The organism is Terribacillus saccharophilus, from assembly GCF_000725365.1.
Lineage (GTDB): Bacteria > Bacillota > Bacilli > Bacillales > Amphibacillaceae > Terribacillus > Terribacillus saccharophilus.
The window spans coordinates 1,667,202-1,687,889 of sequence record NZ_CP008876.1; the positions used below are offsets into that span (position 1 = coordinate 1,667,202).

Below are 20,688 nucleotides of genomic sequence, written 5' to 3' on the forward strand. Positions count from 1 at the left end.
AAAGGTGGTTATGCTCTTATTGTGGCTTCCTCTGTCTATTTCTATGTTGTACATCGCTTTCTTTGAACGATTGTTTCAATTCCAGGTAGTTCTTCATTTCGTACAATAGCTGTAACAAGTGGGCACGCGTTTCGAATTCCTCTCTTGTCTTTGGAAGCGGATCTTCATCAAAGGACTGTCGCAACGACTCGAGTTCTTCCAGGAACAGTACAGCCGTATTACCCGGATGTACTGAATCAGCAAGACCGGAAAAGAAATGAGCCAGCTGCTCGCACTGTGAATAAGACGTCTCCGGAAGTCTGCTTATAAGTGGAAGAATTCGTTTCAGTATTGCAAATTGCTTTGTCCGCATCTCGAAATAATCATAATATGGATGCTCTGACCTGAGCACATGATTCTCCACATCCCTGCCGACAAGCTGGTTTGCTTCTTTCAGAACTTTTTCGGTCTGAGTGATTTCTTCCCCTGACCAAGACTGATCCCCTTCTCGAAGATACAGCGCCACCTCTTCTAAAATCTTCGTGAAATTCCGTTCAAGAATAATCTGCTTACGTCGGATCGTAGCTTCCAGGCTTGGCATATACAAATTCACAATGAGAGCCACGCCTATCCCGACAGTTATAAGGATAATTTCATTAACGATTAAATCCAGCGTGATATTGTGAGAATTATATAAATGCAAAATGATTACAGCACTTGATACGATTCCCGGCGAGATACGCAGCATGACAGTAATCGGAATGAAGACTAGCAGCAAGATGCCGATACTGATCGGGTGGAAGCCGATTGTCTCGAAAATCAAAAAAGACAGTACGATTGCCAACAAACAGGCTGCCACTCGATGCCAAGCGGCCAAAAAGGATTTTTTCCTCGTTACTTGAGTGCACAAAATCGTCAGGATACCTGCTGATACACTGTTTTCCAGCTGCAGAAGCTCCGCTATCCATATCGCAAGCGGTGTTCCTAGCGCAGTCTTAATCGTTCGGTAACCTATTTTCACATTGGTGCTCCTCGTCAATAGTGATCAAAAGCAGAATAGTCCCTCATCCAAAGGATGGGGACTTCTTCTGTCAAACTTCTTTACAATGCTCATCGAACAATGTTTGCAGTCTATTGACTACTTCCATCGGCTCATGACCTTCGATATCATGACGTTCGATCATCGTAACAATTTCGCCGTCTTTTAAGAATGCAAATGACGGAGAACTTGGCGGAAAGCCTGTGAAATATTGTCTAGCTCTCTCTGTCGCTTCTTTATCCTGACCTGCGAAAACTGTCACAAGCTGATCAGGGAGCTTGTCATAATGCAGACTATGCGCGGCTGCAGGGCGAGCAATCCCGCCGGCACATCCACAAACGCTGTTGATCATTACAAGTGTCGTTCCGGAGTTTTTAAGCGTGGTATCCACGTCTTCCGGTGTTGTTAATTCTGTATATCCTGCATCGGTAAGATCCTTCCTAGCAGTCGTTACAATATCATTCATAAACATTCTGAAATCTGCCATCGGTATTCCTCCTTTTACACTATTTTAAGTGTATCAGCAATTTCAGTCTCTTTCAATTTCTATGAACTCAGTAAACCGGCATCGTTGACTCGGATACGTTTTCCAGAATCTCTTTCACTCTGGCCATGAACTGTCCGCAAATCAAACCATCAAGGACTCGATGATCGAGGCTGAGACACAAGTTCACCATATCACGGGCAGCGAACATATCATTAATGATGACTGGTCGTTTTACAATTGATTCCACTTGCAATATTGCAGCCTGAGGATAGTTTATGATGCCCATGCTTTGAACTGAACCGAATGAGCCAGTGTTGTTCACCGTAAATGTTCCGCCTTGCATGTCAGCTGCTGTTAGTTTGCCTGTACGAGCTTTTTTAGCAAGATTCGTAATTTGTTTTGCAACACCTTTTACGCTCAAATCATCAGCAGATTGGATGACCGGAACAAATAATTCCTGCTCTTTTGCTACCGCAATAGAAATATTCACGTCATCATGCTGGATGATTTTATCGCCTGCCCATGAGCTGTTCAGCTGAGGGAATTCCTTCAGTGCCTGTGCGATTGCTTTTACGAAGAAGCTAAAGAAAGTTAGCGAATACCCTTCTTTTTCTTTGAATGTATCTTTTACCTTATTACGGTAAGCAACCAGATTTGTAACATCCACTTCCACCATCATCCATGCATGAGGAATTTCAGTTGCTGCTTTAACCATATTATTTGCAATAGCTTTTCTAACACCGGTAACTGGTATAGCTTTACCAGCAGCGTCTGACTGTGTTATTTGTGCTGGTTCAGTTGTTTGCTCTCGTACAGGTGATGGAGTCTCTGCAGTTGCTGTTTGCTTTTGCTCTTGTTTTTGCGGCTTTTCACCAGACGCGATGATTGCTTCGACGTCCTTGCGTGTAATCCGTCCGCCTTTCCCGGTGCCTGTTATAGCAGAAAGGTCCAAGTCATTTTCTTGTGCAAGCCGCATAACTGCCGGAGAATAACGTGATTTCATCGCTGTATCTTCAGTAGCAGTACTGCTTGATTCTGTTTCAGCTGCAGCAGTTGAAGGATTATTTGTTTCCTTCTTCTCTCCTGCCTCTTCTGTTTCAATTGTACAAATCAATGCCCCTACTTCGACCGTATCACCCTCGGACACATTCAATTCTTTGATCACACCAGTAAAACTGCTGGGGATTTCAGCATTGACTTTATCTGTCATCACTTCTGCAATTGCATCGTATTTATTAACTTGATCACCTGGTTTGACGAGCCACGTGCTAATCGTACCTTCAGTGACACTTTCACCAAGCTTTGGCATTGTTATTTTTTCTATCGTCATCATTACACCTCGTTTAGAATTCCGCTAATTCTCGCATGGCTGCTTCTACTTTAGCAGGGTTAACCATGAAGTATTTCTCTGTACTAGGCGCATAAGGCATCGCTGGCACATCCGGTGCTGCCAGTCGCTGAATTGGCGCATCCAGGTCGAAGAGGCAATTCTCTCCGATGATAGCTGCAACTTCACCAATGATCGAGCCTTCTTTGTTATCTTCTGTAATAAGCAAAACCTTACCTGTCTTGGAAGCAGCCTCGATGATCGCCTCTTTATCAAGCGGATAAATGGTACGCAAATCAAGGATATGTGCTTCGATGCCTTCAGCAGCAAGCTTTTCAGCCGCCTGCAGTGCAAAATGCACACATAACCCGTACGTAATAACCGTTATATCGGAACCTTCGCGTTTCACATCTGCTTTCCCGATCGGCAAAGTGTACGGATCAGCAGGCACTTCGCCTTTGATGAGACGATAAGCACGTTTATGTTCAAAGAACAAAACTGGATCCGGATCCTGGATAGCTGCTTTCAAAAGACCTTTCGCGTCATAAGGCGTGGACGGCATAACAATTTTCAAGCCAGGCTGGTTAGCGAAAACCGCCTCAACGGATTGGGAATGATATAACGCACCATGTACACCGCCGCCATATGGAGCACGTATCGTAACAGGACATGTCCAATCGTTATTGGAACGATAACGGATTTTTGCTGCCTCAGAGACGATTTGGTTAACCGCCGGCATGATGAAGTCAGCGAACTGCATTTCAGCAATCGGCTTTAAACCATACATTGCAGCACCTACTGCAACACCGGCGATTGCTGATTCTGCAAGTGGCGCATCCAATGCACGGTCAGCTCCGAATGTATCATACAGGCCATCTGTAGCTCGGAACACCCCGCCTTTTTTCCCGACATCTTCTCCTAATACAAATACTTTTTCATCTGCTTCCATTTCTTCACGCATCGCCTGCGTAATCGCCTGGATATAGGACATTACTGGCATTGTTTCTCCCCCTTAATCGGCATACACATGAAGCAGTGCAGATTCCGGCTCCGGATCTTCAGCATGCTCAGCATAGTCTGTAGCTTCATTTACGATTTGTTTAATTTCTTCTTCCATTTGCTTTTCCAAGTCTTCTGTCAGAACTCCAGTTTCACGCAGATAGGCACCGAATGTCAGCAAGCCATCTTTCTTACGCTCTTCCTCGACTTCTTGCTTTTCTCGGTATGTCATATCATCGTCATCACTGGAATGCGGTGTGAGACGGTAGCCTACTGTCTCGATAAGCGTAGGTCCTTCTCCATTCAGTGCACGCTCGCGCGCTTCTTTCACAGTTTGATACACAGCTAAAGGATCATTACCGTCAATTGTGAATCCAGGCATGCCATATCCTTGAGCTCGATCAGACACATTCACACATCCGAGCTGTTTTTCTTGAGGCACACTGATGGCATATTTATTATTTTGAACCATCGTAATTACCGGTAATTTATGAACACCCGCAAAATTCAAGCCTTCGTGGAAGTCACCTTGGTTTGAGGATCCCTCACCTAATGTTACAAAGCTAACCAGCTGTTTCTTCTCCATTTTGGCAGCTAGCGCAAAACCAACAGCATGCGGTACTTGTGTTGTCACTGGGGAAGAGCCAGTTACGATTCGAGAAGACTTCTTCCCGAAATGTCCTGGCATTTGACGACCGCCGGAGTTCGGGTCTTCCGCTTTTGCGAATGCAGAGAGCATCAAATCTTTCGAAGTCATACCAAATGGCATTACTAAACCTAAGTCACGGTAGTAAGGCAAAAGATAATCGATATCTCTATCCAGTGCCATTGCAGCGCCAACCTGCGCTGCTTCTTGTCCTTGACAAGAGATAACAAACGGTATTTTACCGGCTCTGTTCAAGAGCCACATACGTTCATCTACTCTTCTTGCCAGGAGCATCCATCTATACATTTCCAATACTTTTTCGTCTGATATTCCTAGAGAAGCATGTCTTGTTTCTGACATCGCCGCTCCCCCTTTCTTCAATAGCTTAGCCATGGATTTGCTCTCCATCGACCGCAAGTGCCGCTTCTCCGATAATTTCCGAGAGTGTCGGATGCGGATGGATCGTCTGACCAATTTCCCAAGGTGTTGCATCAAGCAGCTTGGCAAGTGCGGCTTCTGAGATCATGTCAGTTACATGAGGACCAATCATGTGAACACCAAGCAGGTCGTTTGTCTTCTCATCGGCAATGATTTTCACAAAGCCTTCAGACTCGCCGTATACCAATGCTTTTCCGATTGCCTGGAAGCTCATTTTTCCTGTTTTAACCGTATAACCTTCCGCTTTCGCTTGTGCTTCTGTCAAACCAACACTTGCTGTTTCCGGGAAGCTGTATACACAAGCCGGAACCATGCTGTAATCCAAGCTTTCCGTTTGAACGTCTGCAATATGCTCGACCGCGATGATGCCTTCTCTGGAGGCAACATGTGCCAGCTGCATACCGCCGATACAATCGCCGATAGCATAAATATGAGATTCATTCGTCTTGTAAAAAGCATTCGTCTGGATGAAACCTTGCTCTGATAACTGGATATCAGTATTTTTCAGCCCGATGTCTCCTACATTCGCCGTACGACCAACAGAGACGAGAATCTTATCAGAAACGAAAACTTGCTCTTCTCCGTTCATCTGCGCCTTGACCGTTACCTTGTTATCATCAGCTGCAGCACTCTCTACTTGCACATTCGTATGGATAACGATACCGCGCTTTTTGAGCTGCTTAAACATTTCTTTGCTGATATGTTCGTCTTCAGTAGGCAGGATCCGATCCTGATATTCAAGTACAGTAACCTTTGTACCGAGATCATGAAGCATTGATGCCCACTCGATTCCAATAACACCGCCACCGATAATCGTCATGCTTTCCGGAAGCTCTTGCAGCGCCAACGCACCTTCAGAACTAAGTATTCTAGATTCATCAAAGTCGATACCCGGTAAAGAACGCGGAGAGGAACCTGTTGCAACGATTACGTTTTTGGGAAGTAGAATTTCATTTTCACTGCCGTCGGCAAATTCCACAGAAATGGTTCCTGCTGTCGGAGAGAAGATAGAAGGTCCGAGAATTCTGCCGTATCCTTGAAAAACATCAATCTTTCCTTTTTTCATCAAGTGCTGAACACCGCGATGCAGCTGATCGATGATTTTTTCTTTTCTTTGCTGTACTCCTGAAAAATCCAGGCGTACATCTGTTGTATGTATACCGAAAGCTGCAGCTTCCTTTGTTTGCCGGTAAACTTCAGCGGAACGGAGCAATGCCTTGGATGGGATACAGCCTCGGTGCAGGCAAGTTCCGCCAAGCTCTGCTTTTTCCACGATAGCTGTCTTTAAACCTAATTGGGAAGCACGGATAGCGGCCACGTATCCGCCCGTACCGCCTCCTAAGATGACAATGTCATATTCTCTTACCATTGTTTCTGCCTCCTATACGACATAAACTTTTGCCGCTTCTTCTTTTCGCATGACACGAAGCGCACCTTCAGTCAGAGCACGAAGCTCGTTTTCACCTGGATACACAAGCACATCTGCAATCCAGCTCACCCGATCTTTCAGCATGGAGATAAACAGCTCATCATTAGCTAGTCCGCCAGTGACTGCAATAGCATCGACTTCTCCAGAAAGCACAACACTCATAGCCCCAACCTCTTTCGCTGTCTGATAAACCATGCCTTCAAATATCACTCTTGCTTCTTGATCGCCTTTTTTAATCCGGTCAGCAATAAGTCTTCCATCATTGGTGCCGAGATAACCCATGAAACCACCTTTGGTTGTCAGCATCTTTAGAAGCTGATCCTTCGTGTACTCACCAGTCAGCGCCAGCTCAATCAAATCACCAGCAGGAACTGTCCCTGCGCGTTCGGGTGTATATGGCCCTTCCCCGCTCAATCCATTGTTCACATCAATCACGCGTCCATGATGATGTGCACCGACAGTAATTCCGCCTCCAAGATGAACGACGATAATATTTGCTTCCTCGTAGATCTTATCCTTGGCAGCTGCCGCTTTCCGTGCAATTGCTTTATGATTCAATGCATGGAAGATGCTCTTTCTTTCTACACCTGGCAATCCAGAGAGCCGTGCCAATGGATCCAATTCATCTACCACAACAGGGTCTGTGATGAAAGCAGGAATATGAAGACTGCTTGCAATTTCATAAGCAATCAATCCTCCTAAATTGGAGGCATGTTCGCCATTATAGCCTGCTTTAAGATCAGCAAGCATTGCTTCATTCACACGATATGTACCGCCCTCAAGCGGACGGAGCAGTCCGCCGCGTGCACAGACCGCAGTTAGCTTGGATACGTTGATACCTTCGAAATCCAATGCATCCAAAATGATTTGTTTCCGAAACTGGTACTGATCCATCACTCTTTCATATCCACCAATATCTTCTAAATCATGGCGGATTACTCGCTCAAAAATGTTATGCTCGTCATCAAACACACCGATTTTTGTAGAAGTAGAACCTGGATTAATAGCTAAAATACGGTTTTCTGCTGTGTGCACGCGGTTTCCCCCTCGTTATTATCTTCTGCTTAAAGTATGGTGGCCGTTACGCAGGAATTGGCTTCTGGATTTGCGCATTGTTTCGATTCTCTCTTCAGCCATTCTATCAGCAGCAATACTAGTCGGAATTTCATCACGCTTAGCGATTTCGAATACACGCTGCAAGCTGTCATAAATCGTCTCCACTTTACGAAGTGCACGTTCTCTGTTGTAGCCGTGGAGTTCATCCTCAACGTTGATAACACCGCCGGAGTTAATCACATAGTCAGGTGCATAAACGATACCGCGTTCGAACAGGATTTGTCCGTGATGTTCTTCTTTCAACTGGTTGTTTGCAGCCCCAGCTACTACTTTCGCTTTCAACACACGCAATGTATCGTCATTGATTACTGCACCTAGAGCACAAGGAGCAAAGATATCACATTCAACGCCGTAAATATCATCCGGATCTACCGCAGTTGCTCCGAATGCTTCCACTGCTTTCTGGACAGCTTCCTTATTAATGTCAGTCACAATCAATTTTGCGCCCTCTGCATGAAGATGTTCACACAAAGCATAAGCAACATTTCCGATACCTTGGACAGCAATTGTCTTACCTTCCAGGCTGTCATCACCAAATGCCTCTTTAGCAGACGCTTTGATTCCTTTGTATACGCCGTAAGCTGTTACTGGAGATGGATTGCCTGATGATCCAGATTCAGCTGAGATACCTGTTACGAAATCCGTTTCTGTATGGATAAGTTCCATATCCTCTACAGTCGTACCAACATCTTCTGCTGTGATGTAGCGACCATTTAGAGATTGTACATAACGACCGAATGCTCGGAACATTGCTTCGTTTTTGTCTTTTTTAGGATCTCCGATAATAACAGTCTTTCCTCCGCCAAGGTTCAAGCCTGCAGCTGCATTTTTATATGTCATACCTTTTGCCAGACGCAGTGCATCGACAATTGCATCTTCTTCTGTTGCATATGTCCACATTCTTGTACCGCCAAGAGCCGGACCTAATGTTGTGTCATGGATTGCGATGATCGCTTTCAAACCGGATTCTTTATCCTGGCAAAGGACTAGCTGTTCATAATCGTATTGTTCCAACGTTTCAAAGATTTTCATCTTAGTTCCTCCTAGGCAAGTGATGCTGCCGCTATTGCGAAGCATATTGCAAAATATTTACTGTTGCTGTCGTCCGCACGGGATGTGAGGATTACAGGTGATTTTGTTCCAACAAGCAAGGAAGCACTTACAGCTCCTGCTGTATAGGTAAATGATTTATATAGCATATTTCCACTTTCAATTTCCGGGACCAATAGGATATCCGCATCTCCCGCAACAGTCGAATCAATTTTTTTGATAGCAGCCGATTGAGATGATAATGCACTGTCCAGTGCAAGTGGACCATCAATTTGACAATTTGTTATCTGCCCGCGCTGCTGCATGACAGATAGCAGCGCAGCGTCAGTCGTCGCCGGCATGGCAGAGTTCACCTTCTCAGTAGCGGCAAGTGCGGCGACTTTAGGTTCTGCGTGGAGCATCTTCGTGTATACAGATACTGCATTGTCCAAGATTTTTTTCTTTATTTCTAACGACGGTGCAATATTAATACCTGCATCCGTCAGGAAAAGCAACTTATGATACGAAGGAATATCAAAGATGGCGAGCTGCGACAGGATACTGCCTGGCTTGAGCATTGTTTTATCCTTCAATATCTTACCCGCCAGCACATCTGTGCTGACAATACCTTTCATCAGCATATCCGCCTTGCCTGATTTCCAAGCTTCTATTGCCATATCTGTGGCTCTGTCTGCGGATGGCGCGTGGATACAGGTAATGTTATCTTCTGTTAGCAGTTCTTCCTTCATAAACTGTTTTAGCCGATCAATATCCCCATACAAAAGAAATGTTGCTATCTTCTGATCGGCCGATTTCTTTACTGCCTTAAGAATGGAAGGATCATCTGCAGCTGCTATCGCAATAGTGAAACCCTGCTTCGCAGCCGCCATTTTTTCAAGAGCGGTAAACTTATGCATCGTACTCTTCCTTCCCCATTATGAAAAATCTTGCATGCCACTTCTATCAAAATCATATTTATCCATCTTATAGTAAAGATTACGAATCGACACTCCAAGCTGATCTGCCGTCGCTTTTTTATTGAAGTCGTTCGCCCGAAGAGCAGATTCAATCAGCTGCTTCTCCAGGTTCTCCACCTGTTCCTGTAATGTGCCCGCAAAGGACTGCTGATCCAAGGAAGAAATCTGCAAATGCTTCGGCTGGATGACATGTTCCTTCTTCTCCAGAAATGTCATCGCTTGGGCCACTGTTGTTTCCAACTCTTTTACATTATGGGTCCATTTCTTTTCTTTCAATACATCGATTGATGATTCAGAAATGGATTGAACCGAACACTGAAGCAGCTGATTCTGCTTGTGGACAATTGTGGATAACAGTCCTTCGAAATCTTTCATCCGTTCAGCTAAAGCGGGTATATAAATCGTTATACGCTTTAGTCTCTCGAAGAATGGTTCATAAAAACGTTTTTCGAAAACGGCGCGCTCTAACGGATGACGCGCACTAACTATTATCCGAACATCCACTTGTTTCAATTTCCCGGAGGCGAGCTGCAGTTTGCCTGTATCCATGAAATCTGAAAGCTTTTCCTGGACACGAATTGGCATGCCATCAATATCATCAAGAAACAGAGTGCCGCCGTCACTTCTTTCGATCATTCCAGTAGCGTGACTGTTACGCAGTGATCCGAACAACTGTTTTTCTAAACTTTGTTCATCACCAACTGTACAATCTACTCGGATAAATGGCCGATGGCGTCGTTTGCTCTCATTATGGATAATAGCTGCAAACATACCTTTTCCTACACCTGCATCTCCACGCAAAAGACATGGCGCATCTGCATTTACAGCGAATTTGACTTGTTCGAGTGTGACTTGCATCGTTTCAGAATCAGCTATAACATCATTCAATGTGTATTTGTTTTCCAAACTGCGGATAATCTTTCGTGCTCGCTGTACTTCATCCTGCAGCTCATGCAGCTCTGAGATATCATGCAGCACTCCAACACTTCCGCGAAGTTTTCCATCAACAATGATTGGCGCCGCATTGACCATCATTTCCTTACCGTGCTTCCCGACGCGCAACCGAGCACCCGTGGCAGGTCTGCGTGTCCGAAGAACCTGCATATGCAAGCTCTCCCCTTCCATGATATCCGTCATCGCCGGCTTCCCGACTATCTGCTCAGAAGTATATCCGGTTAGCCGTGTATAAGCAGGATTGACAATCAAACCGATGCCATTTTCATCTACTACACTGATCGCCTCTTGCGAAGAATCGATAATTGCTTCCAACATCGACTTCACTTCTCTGGCATCTGTAAGTTTTTCTGCCAAAGAAACTATATCAATTGTTTTCTTCATTACAGTAAAGGCGCCAGTTACTTCCTTTTGGTCATTTTCCATCGGAGCACAGGTATAGACAATCTCAATACCGGAAGGAAGTCTTAGCTGTTCATCCACGTAGCGCTCTCTTTTTCGAATAGTCTCTGGCAGCCTCGATTTAGGCAGAATCCGTGTTATCGGTTGTCCTATCATTTGGTGCTTCTTGCTGCCAAGCAGTTTTTCGGCTGCTTCGTTAATATATATAATCTCGTCCTGACGATTGACGCACAGGACCCCCTCATGCAAGTACTCCAGCGTTTTACTGCGAAACTGCTGGTTATTATATGTAGAAGTTTTCTCTGTCTCTTCTTGAGATGCGAATGCTAGCATCAGCTGTGCACTTTGTCCGGATATGATTTCCGCTTTGCAGGAAGTCGGTTCAAGGTAGTCTGCTAATCTTTCTGAAGTTTCCAGCACAAAGTCGACATGATCAAGCGATTCCGCCGTCACGTCTTTCCAGAGAAGAATATCTAATCGTTCAGCTTGATATTTCACGATTGCACTTGGTTGTTTGACTAGCATCCCAACTATCCGAAAGCCTTTTTTCCGTTGGAACAATTTAATGAATTCAACTGCTTCTTCTCCTGCTCCAACAATAAGTAATTGTTTCAATATAATCACATCCTGCAAAGTTTTGCACATATATAGCGTAAACTAGTCTGCAGAAATTAGCAATAATAAGATTTTTGACATGCAAGGAGTGACTTTCTCTTCAATTTTGATTAAATCCATACCTCTAACCCGCTATTTCCGCCCAAAGATGTTAATGAACGAAACCCTTATATAAATAAGGAAAACTCTATGTTTTTTAGAGGAATGAAAACATCCTTGCCACTAAAAAGACTCACTAATGTGAGTATGCATTATTTCGTAGTTGCTTCTGCAAAGTATTGCATTTATTAAATAGAAAACAATTTTCTGTTCGATATACTCCGCTATTTAAATGCTCACTTCATATAACCGTCAGTTCTATACCCTTCATGCAATATAAGGTTTGAATCCACTTACAGGATTACCATTGGAGAATAAATCGAAACATCCTTTGAGTAACAGACAATACCTGCCGTTTATTCAGCATCTGAGTAAGTACAATCAATAGAACTAATATACAGTTTCTATATACAAACTGATTATCGATCTATTAAAAGGGAGCTTATCCAATATAATTTTAAAAGACTAAAGAATCATTCTTGGGGATTTAAATAAATTGAAGTTTAAAAGAAATAATTGAAAACCCTTTCAAAAGATTGAAGAAGGTTTTCACTAATGCTATAAAGGGGCTAAAAAGCCGTAAGAGGAGTATACCAGATAGCAGTTCTTTAGATTTAAAGTTAAAAATCCGGACAACGTCTGAAAAGACGCTGCCCGGATTCTTTATTTCTGGAAAAATGCTGAATACAAAGATTGCACAGCTTCATTGATTTGACGTGCTTTTACACCGAACATCAAGGATACTTCAGAGGACCCTTGGTTAATCATTTCGATATTCACATTCGCATCAGTGAATGCTTTTGTAGCAGTGCTAGATACACCAATTGTCTCGATCATTCCTTCACCAACAATCATGATCATAGCCAAATCACGATCAATCGATACTTGATCTGCTTGCAGTTCTTCTTTAAGTCTGCGAACGACAATAACTTCTTTGTCAGGCGGCAGCTGGCTTTCACGGAGAATTACGCTCATATCATCGATTCCGGATGGCGCATGCTCGAATGAAATATTCTCTTCTTCAAGTATTTGCAGCAGTTTCCGTCCGAACCCTAGCTCACGGTTCATTAAGTATTTGCTGATATAGATACTCAAAAAGCCTGTATCACTGGCGATCCCGATAACTGGATTACCAGCTACTTCCCTTTCGGCAACAATCATCGTACCAGGTGCAGAAGGATTGTTTGTATTTTTCACACATACTGGTATTTTTGCTTGGAAGGCAGGAATCAGTGCTTCATCATGGAAGACCGAAAAACCTGCATAAGACAACTCACGCATTTCCCGGTATGTCAATGTGTTGATCTCTTTTGGATGATCGACGATATTCGGGTTTACACTGTATACACTATCCACATCGGTGAAGTTCTCGTATAAAGAAGCTTTCACGCCTGCACTTACGATAGAACCGGTAATATCAGATCCGCCCCGTGGGAATGTTGCAAGCTTACCTTCTTTTGTATAGCCAAAGAAGCCCGGAATGACAAGTACTCCATCACGGTCACGCTGCTTGTACAAAAGCTCGAAGCTCTCATCCAATATTCGTGCACCGCCTAATTCCTCTCTTACAAGCAAGCCTGCTTCTTGAGGATTCACATACGCTGCTTGCACGCCTAATTTATTGAGGTAAGCACTGAATACCTTGGCAAGGGAATCTTCCCCTGTCGCCTTTAATGCATCCATTTTATTAACTGCAGGAATCGAATCAGACAGGATGCCCTTCAATTGATCCGCTATTTGCTCAATCAAATTATTATCGAGCTCTAGTTCCTCAACAATGGACCGAAATCGTGACAAAACTCTTTCTACCTGTGTACTGACGTCTTCCCCTTTGCTATGCGCTTCTCCGATAGCAATAAGTAAGTCTGTCACCTTAGTATCTGATTTATCTCGCTTACCTGGTGCAGAAACGACGATAAACTTCCGCTCCTGATCAGCTTTCACGATTTGTGCTACTTTGCGGAGCTGTTCCGCGCTTGCTACTGAACTACCACCAAATTTTGCTACCTTCATGTGTCTCTCTCCATTACGCTTTTTCTTTACATAGGTAAAATAGTATCACAGAGTTTCTTCTGCTGGCTAGATGAAAGACATAATTTTGAGAAAAAAGTGACTACACTTGTTAACATAATTAAATTATAGTTAACAAGTGTAGTCGGTTCAGTTAGAATATAGTAATTTTGAGGACGGAAAATTTACAGAATCACATACTCTACATCTAGTAATACGGAAACTTTCTCAAGCTGAGACGCTATCTTTCCCACGGCCAGTGCACAATGATGTGTTGGGGCTTCCTTAAACCATCTCGTCATATAAGTATCTGGATGCTCATTGAAGCTGACATGGGTCTGCGTATTTCCAATTTGCATGATTGGAGCATCTATTGACTTTCCTTCACTGATTATGAATTTTACTTTCCCTTCAACTGTCTGGGTTACATTTAATGTAGTAACAGGGCCTGCTTTCACTTTGGCTTCTACAGCTACTCCTGAACCCTGCTTTCCATGATATAAACCCATTCCGCGCAATATAGGCTTATCCTTTGCTATAGCTATATGGAATGGACCATCATGACCAAGCAAAATCGTTCCTTCTACATAATCTGTAAGTACAATTTCAGCAAAACTGCCGCCTGCATCGAGTAAGTCACAGATCTTCATTGCAATATTTGTCTTCAAGTCTCCTTCTCCAGCACATGGTACATGCTTAGCTGTGAGCAGACTGTTCCCGACAATCATTCCTGCCTGCAATGCTTCCTCCTCACTGCCAGGTGCACCATGGTAATAGTAAGTCAAAGCAGCTAAATTCCTTTGATCAGCGAGCTGTTCCTCAGCTGCAGCCACTTTTGCCGCCCAATTTAATTGATTCTCTGTCGGTTTCTTGGCAATCGGGTCACTGTGTGAATCATCACTGATTGTAAATACACTTTCTATTTCTGCTCGTTTTGACTGCATTTCTTCGTCCGACACTTGTTCTAATTGTTCTTTTAAGTCTCCAATTTCTAATACGTCTACATGAATACCCAGCTGTGACTGCAGCATAGTAAAATCACTGTACATATCCAGCATGCCGCTGTATGTGTTTCCAAGAAAACCGAAATTACTATATTGCAGGCTGCGCTTAACAGTCGCTGCCACAGTCCATTCCTTGATCTGTTCCCAAGCGGCAATTGCCTCCGGTTCCTCAACTGTCACTTCATTTGCTATAGAAACAGATGGAGTTTCTGTGAGTCCAAGTAAACCATTCACAACATGATATGAGATGTTTGCTCGGTGACACGCATTCGCAAATTCAGGTACTGGACAAGCGCCACAATGTGCAAGCCATTCCTCAGTAGAAGTTTTTGCATAATTGATTTGGCGAGTCGGCTGGAGATTAAGGAAAATGACTGGAGCAGAACACATTCGATGAATCGGCAGTATGGAAGCACTCGTACAATACGTTGCGGCGTGACAGAAAATAAGATCCACCTGATTCTCTTGAAAGTATTCTCCGGCCGTTCTGCCAGCTTGCTCCGAATCTACCAGACCGAAATTGCATACATCTGCCCATTGCTCTATCTGGTCCTTCACATGCTGGTTGTATCCTAGCAAGCGTTCTTTTAATGTAGGAAACTGACTCCAATAAGCCTCCAACCCTACAGAATATAGTCCAATTCTCGCTTTTTTCATGTACTCTCCTCCTAAAAACGTGGATAAAAGCTGCCCGCTAGTTATTTTCAATAATGATAACGCTTTCAAATACATTGCCAGCTCAATTTGCTGGCATCAGTCCTTATGATTCTGGATACATTTCTCTTAGAAAAGTAACTGAGTCTTGTATTAATTGTTTCAAGACATTTTCATCAATATCAGCTGTTTTGTTAATGTACACACAAGCCTTACCAGTCTTGTGTTTTCCAAGTTTCAGCAGGCTCTCTTCTCTATCAGGTTCACCCGGAGCCAGATAAAGACTAATATTGGCTTTTCTCGGCGAAAACCCAACAAGCGGGGCATCCCCTTCGTGTCCGGTTGCATAACGGTAGTGATAAGAACCAAATCCAATGATACTCGTACCCCACATCTTGGCTTCATGACCCGTTGCCTCTGTAAAAATGTCCAGAAGCTTATAAGCATCATCTCGTTTTTTAGGATTTTCTACAGTATCGATAAAATCTAGCACACTATTGTCTGTTTCCTTTGTTTTAAGTTCATATCCCATCTATTTTTCCTCCTGTTTCCAGTCTTTTTGTTATTTAATTTTGCATGGCTTTTTATACGGCCTTAGATTAAGTTTTCTCTTCTATATTTCGATAAGCTTCCTGCCATGTCCTTTTGTAAGATTTGTTTACCAATTAAACATCAATGACTGCGTGCTAAAAATGTCACCGCTTTAGTAATACCATCTATACATCTATTTCATGAATTTTGCTAGTAAAAAACCGGGGATAAAAGCTCCCCGGCCTAATACTTATCAATAAACATCCTTCCATTCATCGATATTCGTTTCATCGAATTTGAACGGATCTCCGAGCATAATCTGCGTACCTTCTCCGTCTTCGACCACTTCCACTTCACCAAGATCACGTAAGTCTACTTTTTCTCCTAGTTCGCCAGTGATGTTGCCTTCACCCAGTTCATAAGCAGCATAAGCAGCTCCTTTACCAACATCAATCGGGTTCCACAGGTACATCCAAGGGCTAACACCGCTTTCAATATAAGTCGCCATCTCACTTGGCAAGCCAAGGCCAGTCAAAGCTATTTGTCCTTCCAAACCTTTGTCTGTGAGCACTTTACCTGCTGCGGCAATTCCAACAGTCGTAGGTGCAATAATTGCTTTCAAGTCAGGGTAAGATTTAAGCAATGCTTCCGTTTCGGATACACTTTTATCACGCAAATCGTCTCCGTAAGCCACTTTTACAAGTTCAATATCTTTATAATCTTCTTTTTCAAGTTCCTTCTTCATCCATTCGATCCATGTATTCTGGTTTGTAGCCTGGCTTGTTGCACTCAGAACTGCAATCTGACCTTCGCCATCGATCATTTCAGATACAGCTTCGATCTGTACCCTTCCAATGCGTTCTGGGTTAGCTTGGTTCACGTGAATATCACGACTGGCAGCATTCACTGCTGAATCGACTGACAAAACTTTGATTCCCTGATCTTTTGCTTTTTTCAATGCCGGCTCCAATGCATCCGGATCGTTTCCAGCTACTGCGATAACATCTACTTTTTGCGTGATCAACTGTTCGATTATCTGAATTTGTCCTTCCGCAGTTGGCTGATCTGGTGAGCGCAGAATTACTTCTCCGCCCAGTTCCTTGATCGTACTTTCAAAACCGTCCAGCATTTTCTCACCATACGGATTGCCTGTATTTTTAAATACAAAAGCATATTTCTTCGGTCCATCGTTTGACTCTCCACCACCAGATGCACCGCTAGATTCAGGCGCTCCCTGGCTGCAGGCAGCCAGCAACATTACTAACAGCATCATAGCAATCCATTTGCTCCACTTTTTCATCTCGGTCTCCCCTTATTATCTATTAGTATCAGCAAGCGCTGGAATACTCATTTTCTTTTTATCATCCCGCCAAGCTTCGGAATAGCAACTGACAGGATGAGCAATGCTCCTACAATGATTAAAAACATTTGACTTGGAAGATTGATAAGTCCTAGTCCATATTGCAGATAGCCGATGATGAAGACCGCTATGACGACACCTAGCACCCGTCCTTTTCCGCCGGCTGTGCTGACTCCACCAAGTGCTGCCATCGCAATGATGTCAAGTTCATACATAGTAGCAATGTTCGGCCGTGTGCTGCCCATCCTTGATGTAAGGAAAATCGCTGTCACAGCAGCCAGCAACCCTGCCAGCATGAAGACGATCACCTTGACTTTATCTACCTTGATACCTGAAAAGCGACTGGCAGTCGGATTGTTCCCGATGGCAAATACCTTTCTTCCAAATGTAGTCTTGTGCAGCACGATGCCGAATACGACAGCTAGCACTGCGAATACAATCAATAGAAACGGTATTCCGAAAACATAACCCCATCCAAAGAAGCCGAACCATTCAGGAAAGCCTCCTGCTGCCTGATCTTCCAGAATGATGTAAGCAATGCCCCGGTATAGGATCATGGTTCCAAGTGTAACGATGACCGCAGAAAGCTCTTTGAACTTCACAATCAAGAGTCCATTGATCAGACCGCATATAGCACCAGTTGCTAGACAAGCAATGATGGCCACTTCCATCGGCAGACCGGCACTTGTATAAAGCGTGGCCATGACAACAGACGATAACGCAACTGTTGAACCTACAGAAATATCTATATCGCGCATGATCATGATCATCGCCATCGGAAAGACGATCAATGCTTTATCCAGGAAGACCATCGTTCCGTCTCGCAAACTCGGATAATTCAGGAAATAAGGTGACACATAGCTTCCGAGCAGGAGCACGGCTACCAATATGAGCAGCAGCATCCATTCCCATTGGAAGAAGAGACGCTTCCAGGAGAACGGCAAATTCGTTTCTAGAGTACGAGGTTGATATGTTTGCTTTTTTTGTTCCATCAGCCAGCCCTCCTAAGCAGATGAGTTCGTTCGACACGGCGTTTCACGACGGCATTGACGATAACAGCAAGCAGGATGATAAAACCTTGGATACCGTTTTGCCAGAATGGAGACACATTCAAAAGCGGCAGTGCATTGTTCAAAATCCCCAGTAATATTGCTCCGAGAAGAACGCCTGCTAGCTTTCCAGAACCACCAGCAATGCTGACACCGCCCAATATACATGCTGCAATGACAGTAAGTTCATAACCCGAGGCTGTATCTCCCTGCGCTGATGCAAATTTGGATACCCACAAGACGCCGCACAGTCCAGATAATCCCCCCATAATGGTATAAACAAGGAATAAAATTCGTCCTTGTTTTATTCCGCTCACAGCTGCAGATTGCGGATTACTGCCGACAGCATAGATTTGCCGGCCTGTGCGTGTGTAATTAAGAAAATAAAAGAATACGAGGCAGAAAAGAACCGCAATCCAGATTAGATGATTCAGTCCCAGGAATGTTCCGGTTGCAATTTCCACGAAGCTTTCCGACATTTGATACGAACTAACCCACTCTCCATCACTCACTAAAAACGTAAGACCACGGAAAATATTCATTAAAGCTAGTGTAGCTATGATTGGCAGCAAGCCGACTTTAGCAACCAGCACACCAATGACCATCCCGCACAGAGCGCCAATTACAGTACCGATAAGCAAGCATAGAAACGGATTGACTGATGGATTGGCTGCCACAAGCTGCGCTGTCAGCATACCGGAAAGCGCAATTACAGCTCCGATCGACAAATCGATTCCCCTTGTGATCAAAACAATCATCATCCCTAACGCAAGGATGACCAGGATTGATGTATTGGTTGCCATATCAAGGATGTTTTCTCCTGTCAAAAAAGAAGGATTTCGCAATTGTACCCCGATACATAAAATAACGATGAAGAAAAACAGCCCGAGCTCTCGGAATTGATAAAACAGTGCCAGCGGATTTTTCTTCTCCATTTCTAGATTTTCTGTTTTAATTTTCATTTTGACCCCTCCTTCTTAACCGCTTTTCTCCTGTACTTGCTCTTCGCCCATTGCTGCTTCCAAAATCATCTCCTGAGTGATTCCCCTGTTGACAAAATCGGCTGCAATCCTGCCCTCTTTCATTACTAAGATCCGATCGCTCATACCGAGAATCTCGGGCATTTCAGAAGAGACGAACAGAACTGCATATCCAGCTTCTGCCAGATTCTGAACGATTTCATATATAGCTGCTTTTGCTCCGATGTCGACACCTTTCGTTGGTTCATCCAGCAAAATTACTTTTAAATCCTTTGTCAGCAGTTTCGCAACGGCTACTTTTTGCTGGTTACCACCGGAAAGTGAATTGACTGAATCAAAGATGCTCGTAGCTTTGATATGCACTTTTTCACCAAATTCTTTAGCCTGCCGTTTTTCTTTATCACGGTGTATCCATGTTAAGGTCGATAGATCGGTTAAATTTGCTAACGTTATATTTTTTTCAATACTCCAATCCACGAGCAGACCTTGATCCAATCGATCTTCCGCCAAATATCCGATGCCATTATCCATAGCTTCCTGTGGATTTTTATTGCGAATCGAGCTGCCGCTCAACAGTATTTCTCCCTTGTCAAATGCTGTAATGCCAAATATCGCTTGGCATACCTCTGTTCGTCCGGCGCCAACCAATCCTGTCATACCAAGTATTTCGCCGCTTTTGATTGAAAAACTGATATCGTCGAATTCTCCTAGCTTAGACAAGTTTTTCACATCCAGAACTGTCTCTCCTGCGCTCGTCTTTTTATCAGGGAAAATCTGATTGATCTCTCTACCGACCATCGCGACAATCAATTTTTCATTCGATATGTCTTCCACATCCCAAGTGCCGATGTAGTTGCTATCGCGCAGTACGGTAACACGGCTGGCGAGTCGGTACATATCCTCAAAACGGTGGGAAATGAAGATAATAGAAGTACCTTCATCCCGCAGCTTTTCAGTAATACGATATAGCTCTTCACTTTCTCTAGCAGTTAGTGCAGCGGTCGGTTCATCCATGATGATGATCTTTGCCTTTGTACTTATTGCTTTAGCTATTTCAACGATTTGCTGCTGCGCAACGCTCAGCGTATTCATTTGAGTTTTAGGATCTAAGCTGCTTCCTAATTCACGCAGCAGCTGCCGAGCCTGTTTATGCATCTCCCGCCAATTCAGCGTCTTCCATACAGGGTGCCTAACTTCATGATTCATGAATATATTTTCAGCAACACTCAAGTCGGGATAACTGGTTACGTGCTGATAAATAGCTGCAATTCCCTGCTGCTGAGCTTGTTTAGGATTTTGAAAAGACACTTTTTCACCCAGCAAGAGCATCTCGCCTTCTGTTGGTTGATGGACGCCTGTAATGATTTTGATGAAAGTGGACTTCCCCGCACCATTTTCACCCATCAAAGCGTGGATTTCACCCTTCTTCAGCTGGAATTGCATATCGTTCAGAGCCTTTACACCAGGAAAGGCTTTTGATATCCCTCTCATTTCAAGTACATATTCGTTTGTCATATCTTGCCCTCCTTCACCGCTGAATGCGCTTACATAAAGAGTATGAAAA

17 protein-coding genes are annotated in these 20,688 nt (G+C 43.8%); all 17 read right to left on the reverse strand.

What is annotated here, in order from left to right:
- Positions 1–16: 16 nt before the first annotated feature.
- On the reverse strand, positions 17–1,000 hold the full coding sequence (locus tag GZ22_RS08430; protein WP_038561098.1) for an aromatic acid exporter family protein: 984 nt from the start codon (positions 998–1,000) through the stop codon (positions 17–19).
- Between the two features lie 70 nt (positions 1,001–1,070).
- Positions 1,071–1,505, reverse strand: coding sequence for a BrxA/BrxB family bacilliredoxin (locus GZ22_RS08435; RefSeq protein ID WP_038561101.1), 435 nt, complete (start codon positions 1,503–1,505; stop codon positions 1,071–1,073).
- A gap of 67 nt (positions 1,506–1,572) precedes the next feature.
- Positions 1,573–2,835 (reverse strand): dihydrolipoamide acetyltransferase family protein, encoded by a 1,263-nt coding sequence (locus GZ22_RS08440; RefSeq protein ID WP_038561104.1) that lies wholly within the window; start codon positions 2,833–2,835, stop codon positions 1,573–1,575.
- Positions 2,836–2,848: 13 nt separating this feature from the next.
- Complete coding sequence (locus GZ22_RS08445) at positions 2,849–3,832, reverse strand: alpha-ketoacid dehydrogenase subunit beta (RefSeq protein WP_038561108.1); 984 nt, start codon at positions 3,830–3,832, stop codon at positions 2,849–2,851.
- A gap of 12 nt (positions 3,833–3,844) precedes the next feature.
- The gene (locus tag GZ22_RS08450; protein WP_425427801.1) at positions 3,845–4,870 is read right to left on the reverse strand and encodes a thiamine pyrophosphate-dependent dehydrogenase E1 component subunit alpha; all 1,026 of its coding nucleotides are present in this window, start codon (positions 4,868–4,870) and stop codon (positions 3,845–3,847) included.
- Complete coding sequence (gene lpdA / locus GZ22_RS08455; protein WP_038561111.1) at positions 4,863–6,284, reverse strand: dihydrolipoyl dehydrogenase; 1,422 nt, start codon at positions 6,282–6,284, stop codon at positions 4,863–4,865. The genes GZ22_RS08450 and lpdA overlap by 8 nt, the downstream gene beginning before the upstream one ends.
- A gap of 12 nt (positions 6,285–6,296) precedes the next feature.
- Positions 6,297–7,379 (reverse strand): butyrate kinase, encoded by a 1,083-nt coding sequence (gene buk / locus GZ22_RS08460; protein WP_038561114.1) that lies wholly within the window; start codon positions 7,377–7,379, stop codon positions 6,297–6,299.
- Between the two features lie 18 nt (positions 7,380–7,397).
- Entirely contained in the window at positions 7,398–8,492 is a 1,095-nt protein-coding gene (locus GZ22_RS08465) for a Glu/Leu/Phe/Val family dehydrogenase (RefSeq protein ID WP_038561117.1), read from the reverse strand.
- 11 nt (positions 8,493–8,503) lie between these two features.
- Positions 8,504–9,406 (reverse strand): phosphate acyltransferase, encoded by a 903-nt coding sequence (locus tag GZ22_RS08470; protein WP_051748140.1) that lies wholly within the window; start codon positions 9,404–9,406, stop codon positions 8,504–8,506.
- A gap of 18 nt (positions 9,407–9,424) precedes the next feature.
- Positions 9,425–11,437: a sigma-54-dependent Fis family transcriptional regulator gene (locus tag GZ22_RS08475; protein WP_038561119.1), complete on the reverse strand. Its 2,013-nt coding sequence runs from the start codon at positions 11,435–11,437 to the stop codon at positions 9,425–9,427.
- A gap of 762 nt (positions 11,438–12,199) precedes the next feature.
- Positions 12,200–13,549, reverse strand: coding sequence for an aspartate kinase (locus GZ22_RS08480; protein ID WP_038561122.1), 1,350 nt, complete (start codon positions 13,547–13,549; stop codon positions 12,200–12,202).
- 182 nt (positions 13,550–13,731) lie between these two features.
- On the reverse strand, positions 13,732–15,207 hold the full coding sequence (locus tag GZ22_RS08485) for an L-fucose/L-arabinose isomerase family protein (protein ID WP_038561125.1): 1,476 nt from the start codon (positions 15,205–15,207) through the stop codon (positions 13,732–13,734).
- Between the two features lie 103 nt (positions 15,208–15,310).
- Positions 15,311–15,736, reverse strand: coding sequence for a DUF1801 domain-containing protein (locus GZ22_RS08490; RefSeq protein WP_038561128.1), 426 nt, complete (start codon positions 15,734–15,736; stop codon positions 15,311–15,313).
- A 252-nt stretch (positions 15,737–15,988) separates the two neighbouring features.
- Positions 15,989–17,035, reverse strand: a complete 1,047-nt coding sequence (gene rhaS, locus GZ22_RS08495) for a rhamnose ABC transporter substrate-binding protein (protein ID WP_038561131.1) — start codon at positions 17,033–17,035, stop codon at positions 15,989–15,991.
- A gap of 47 nt (positions 17,036–17,082) precedes the next feature.
- Positions 17,083–18,087, reverse strand: coding sequence for an ABC transporter permease (locus GZ22_RS08500; protein WP_038561134.1), 1,005 nt, complete (start codon positions 18,085–18,087; stop codon positions 17,083–17,085).
- Positions 18,087–19,106, reverse strand: coding sequence for an ABC transporter permease (locus GZ22_RS08505; protein WP_208596720.1), 1,020 nt, complete (start codon positions 19,104–19,106; stop codon positions 18,087–18,089). The genes GZ22_RS08500 and GZ22_RS08505 overlap by 1 nt, the downstream gene beginning before the upstream one ends.
- A gap of 15 nt (positions 19,107–19,121) precedes the next feature.
- Positions 19,122–20,639: a sugar ABC transporter ATP-binding protein gene (locus GZ22_RS08510; RefSeq protein WP_038561137.1), complete on the reverse strand. Its 1,518-nt coding sequence runs from the start codon at positions 20,637–20,639 to the stop codon at positions 19,122–19,124.
- Positions 20,640–20,688: the final 49 nt, after the last annotated feature.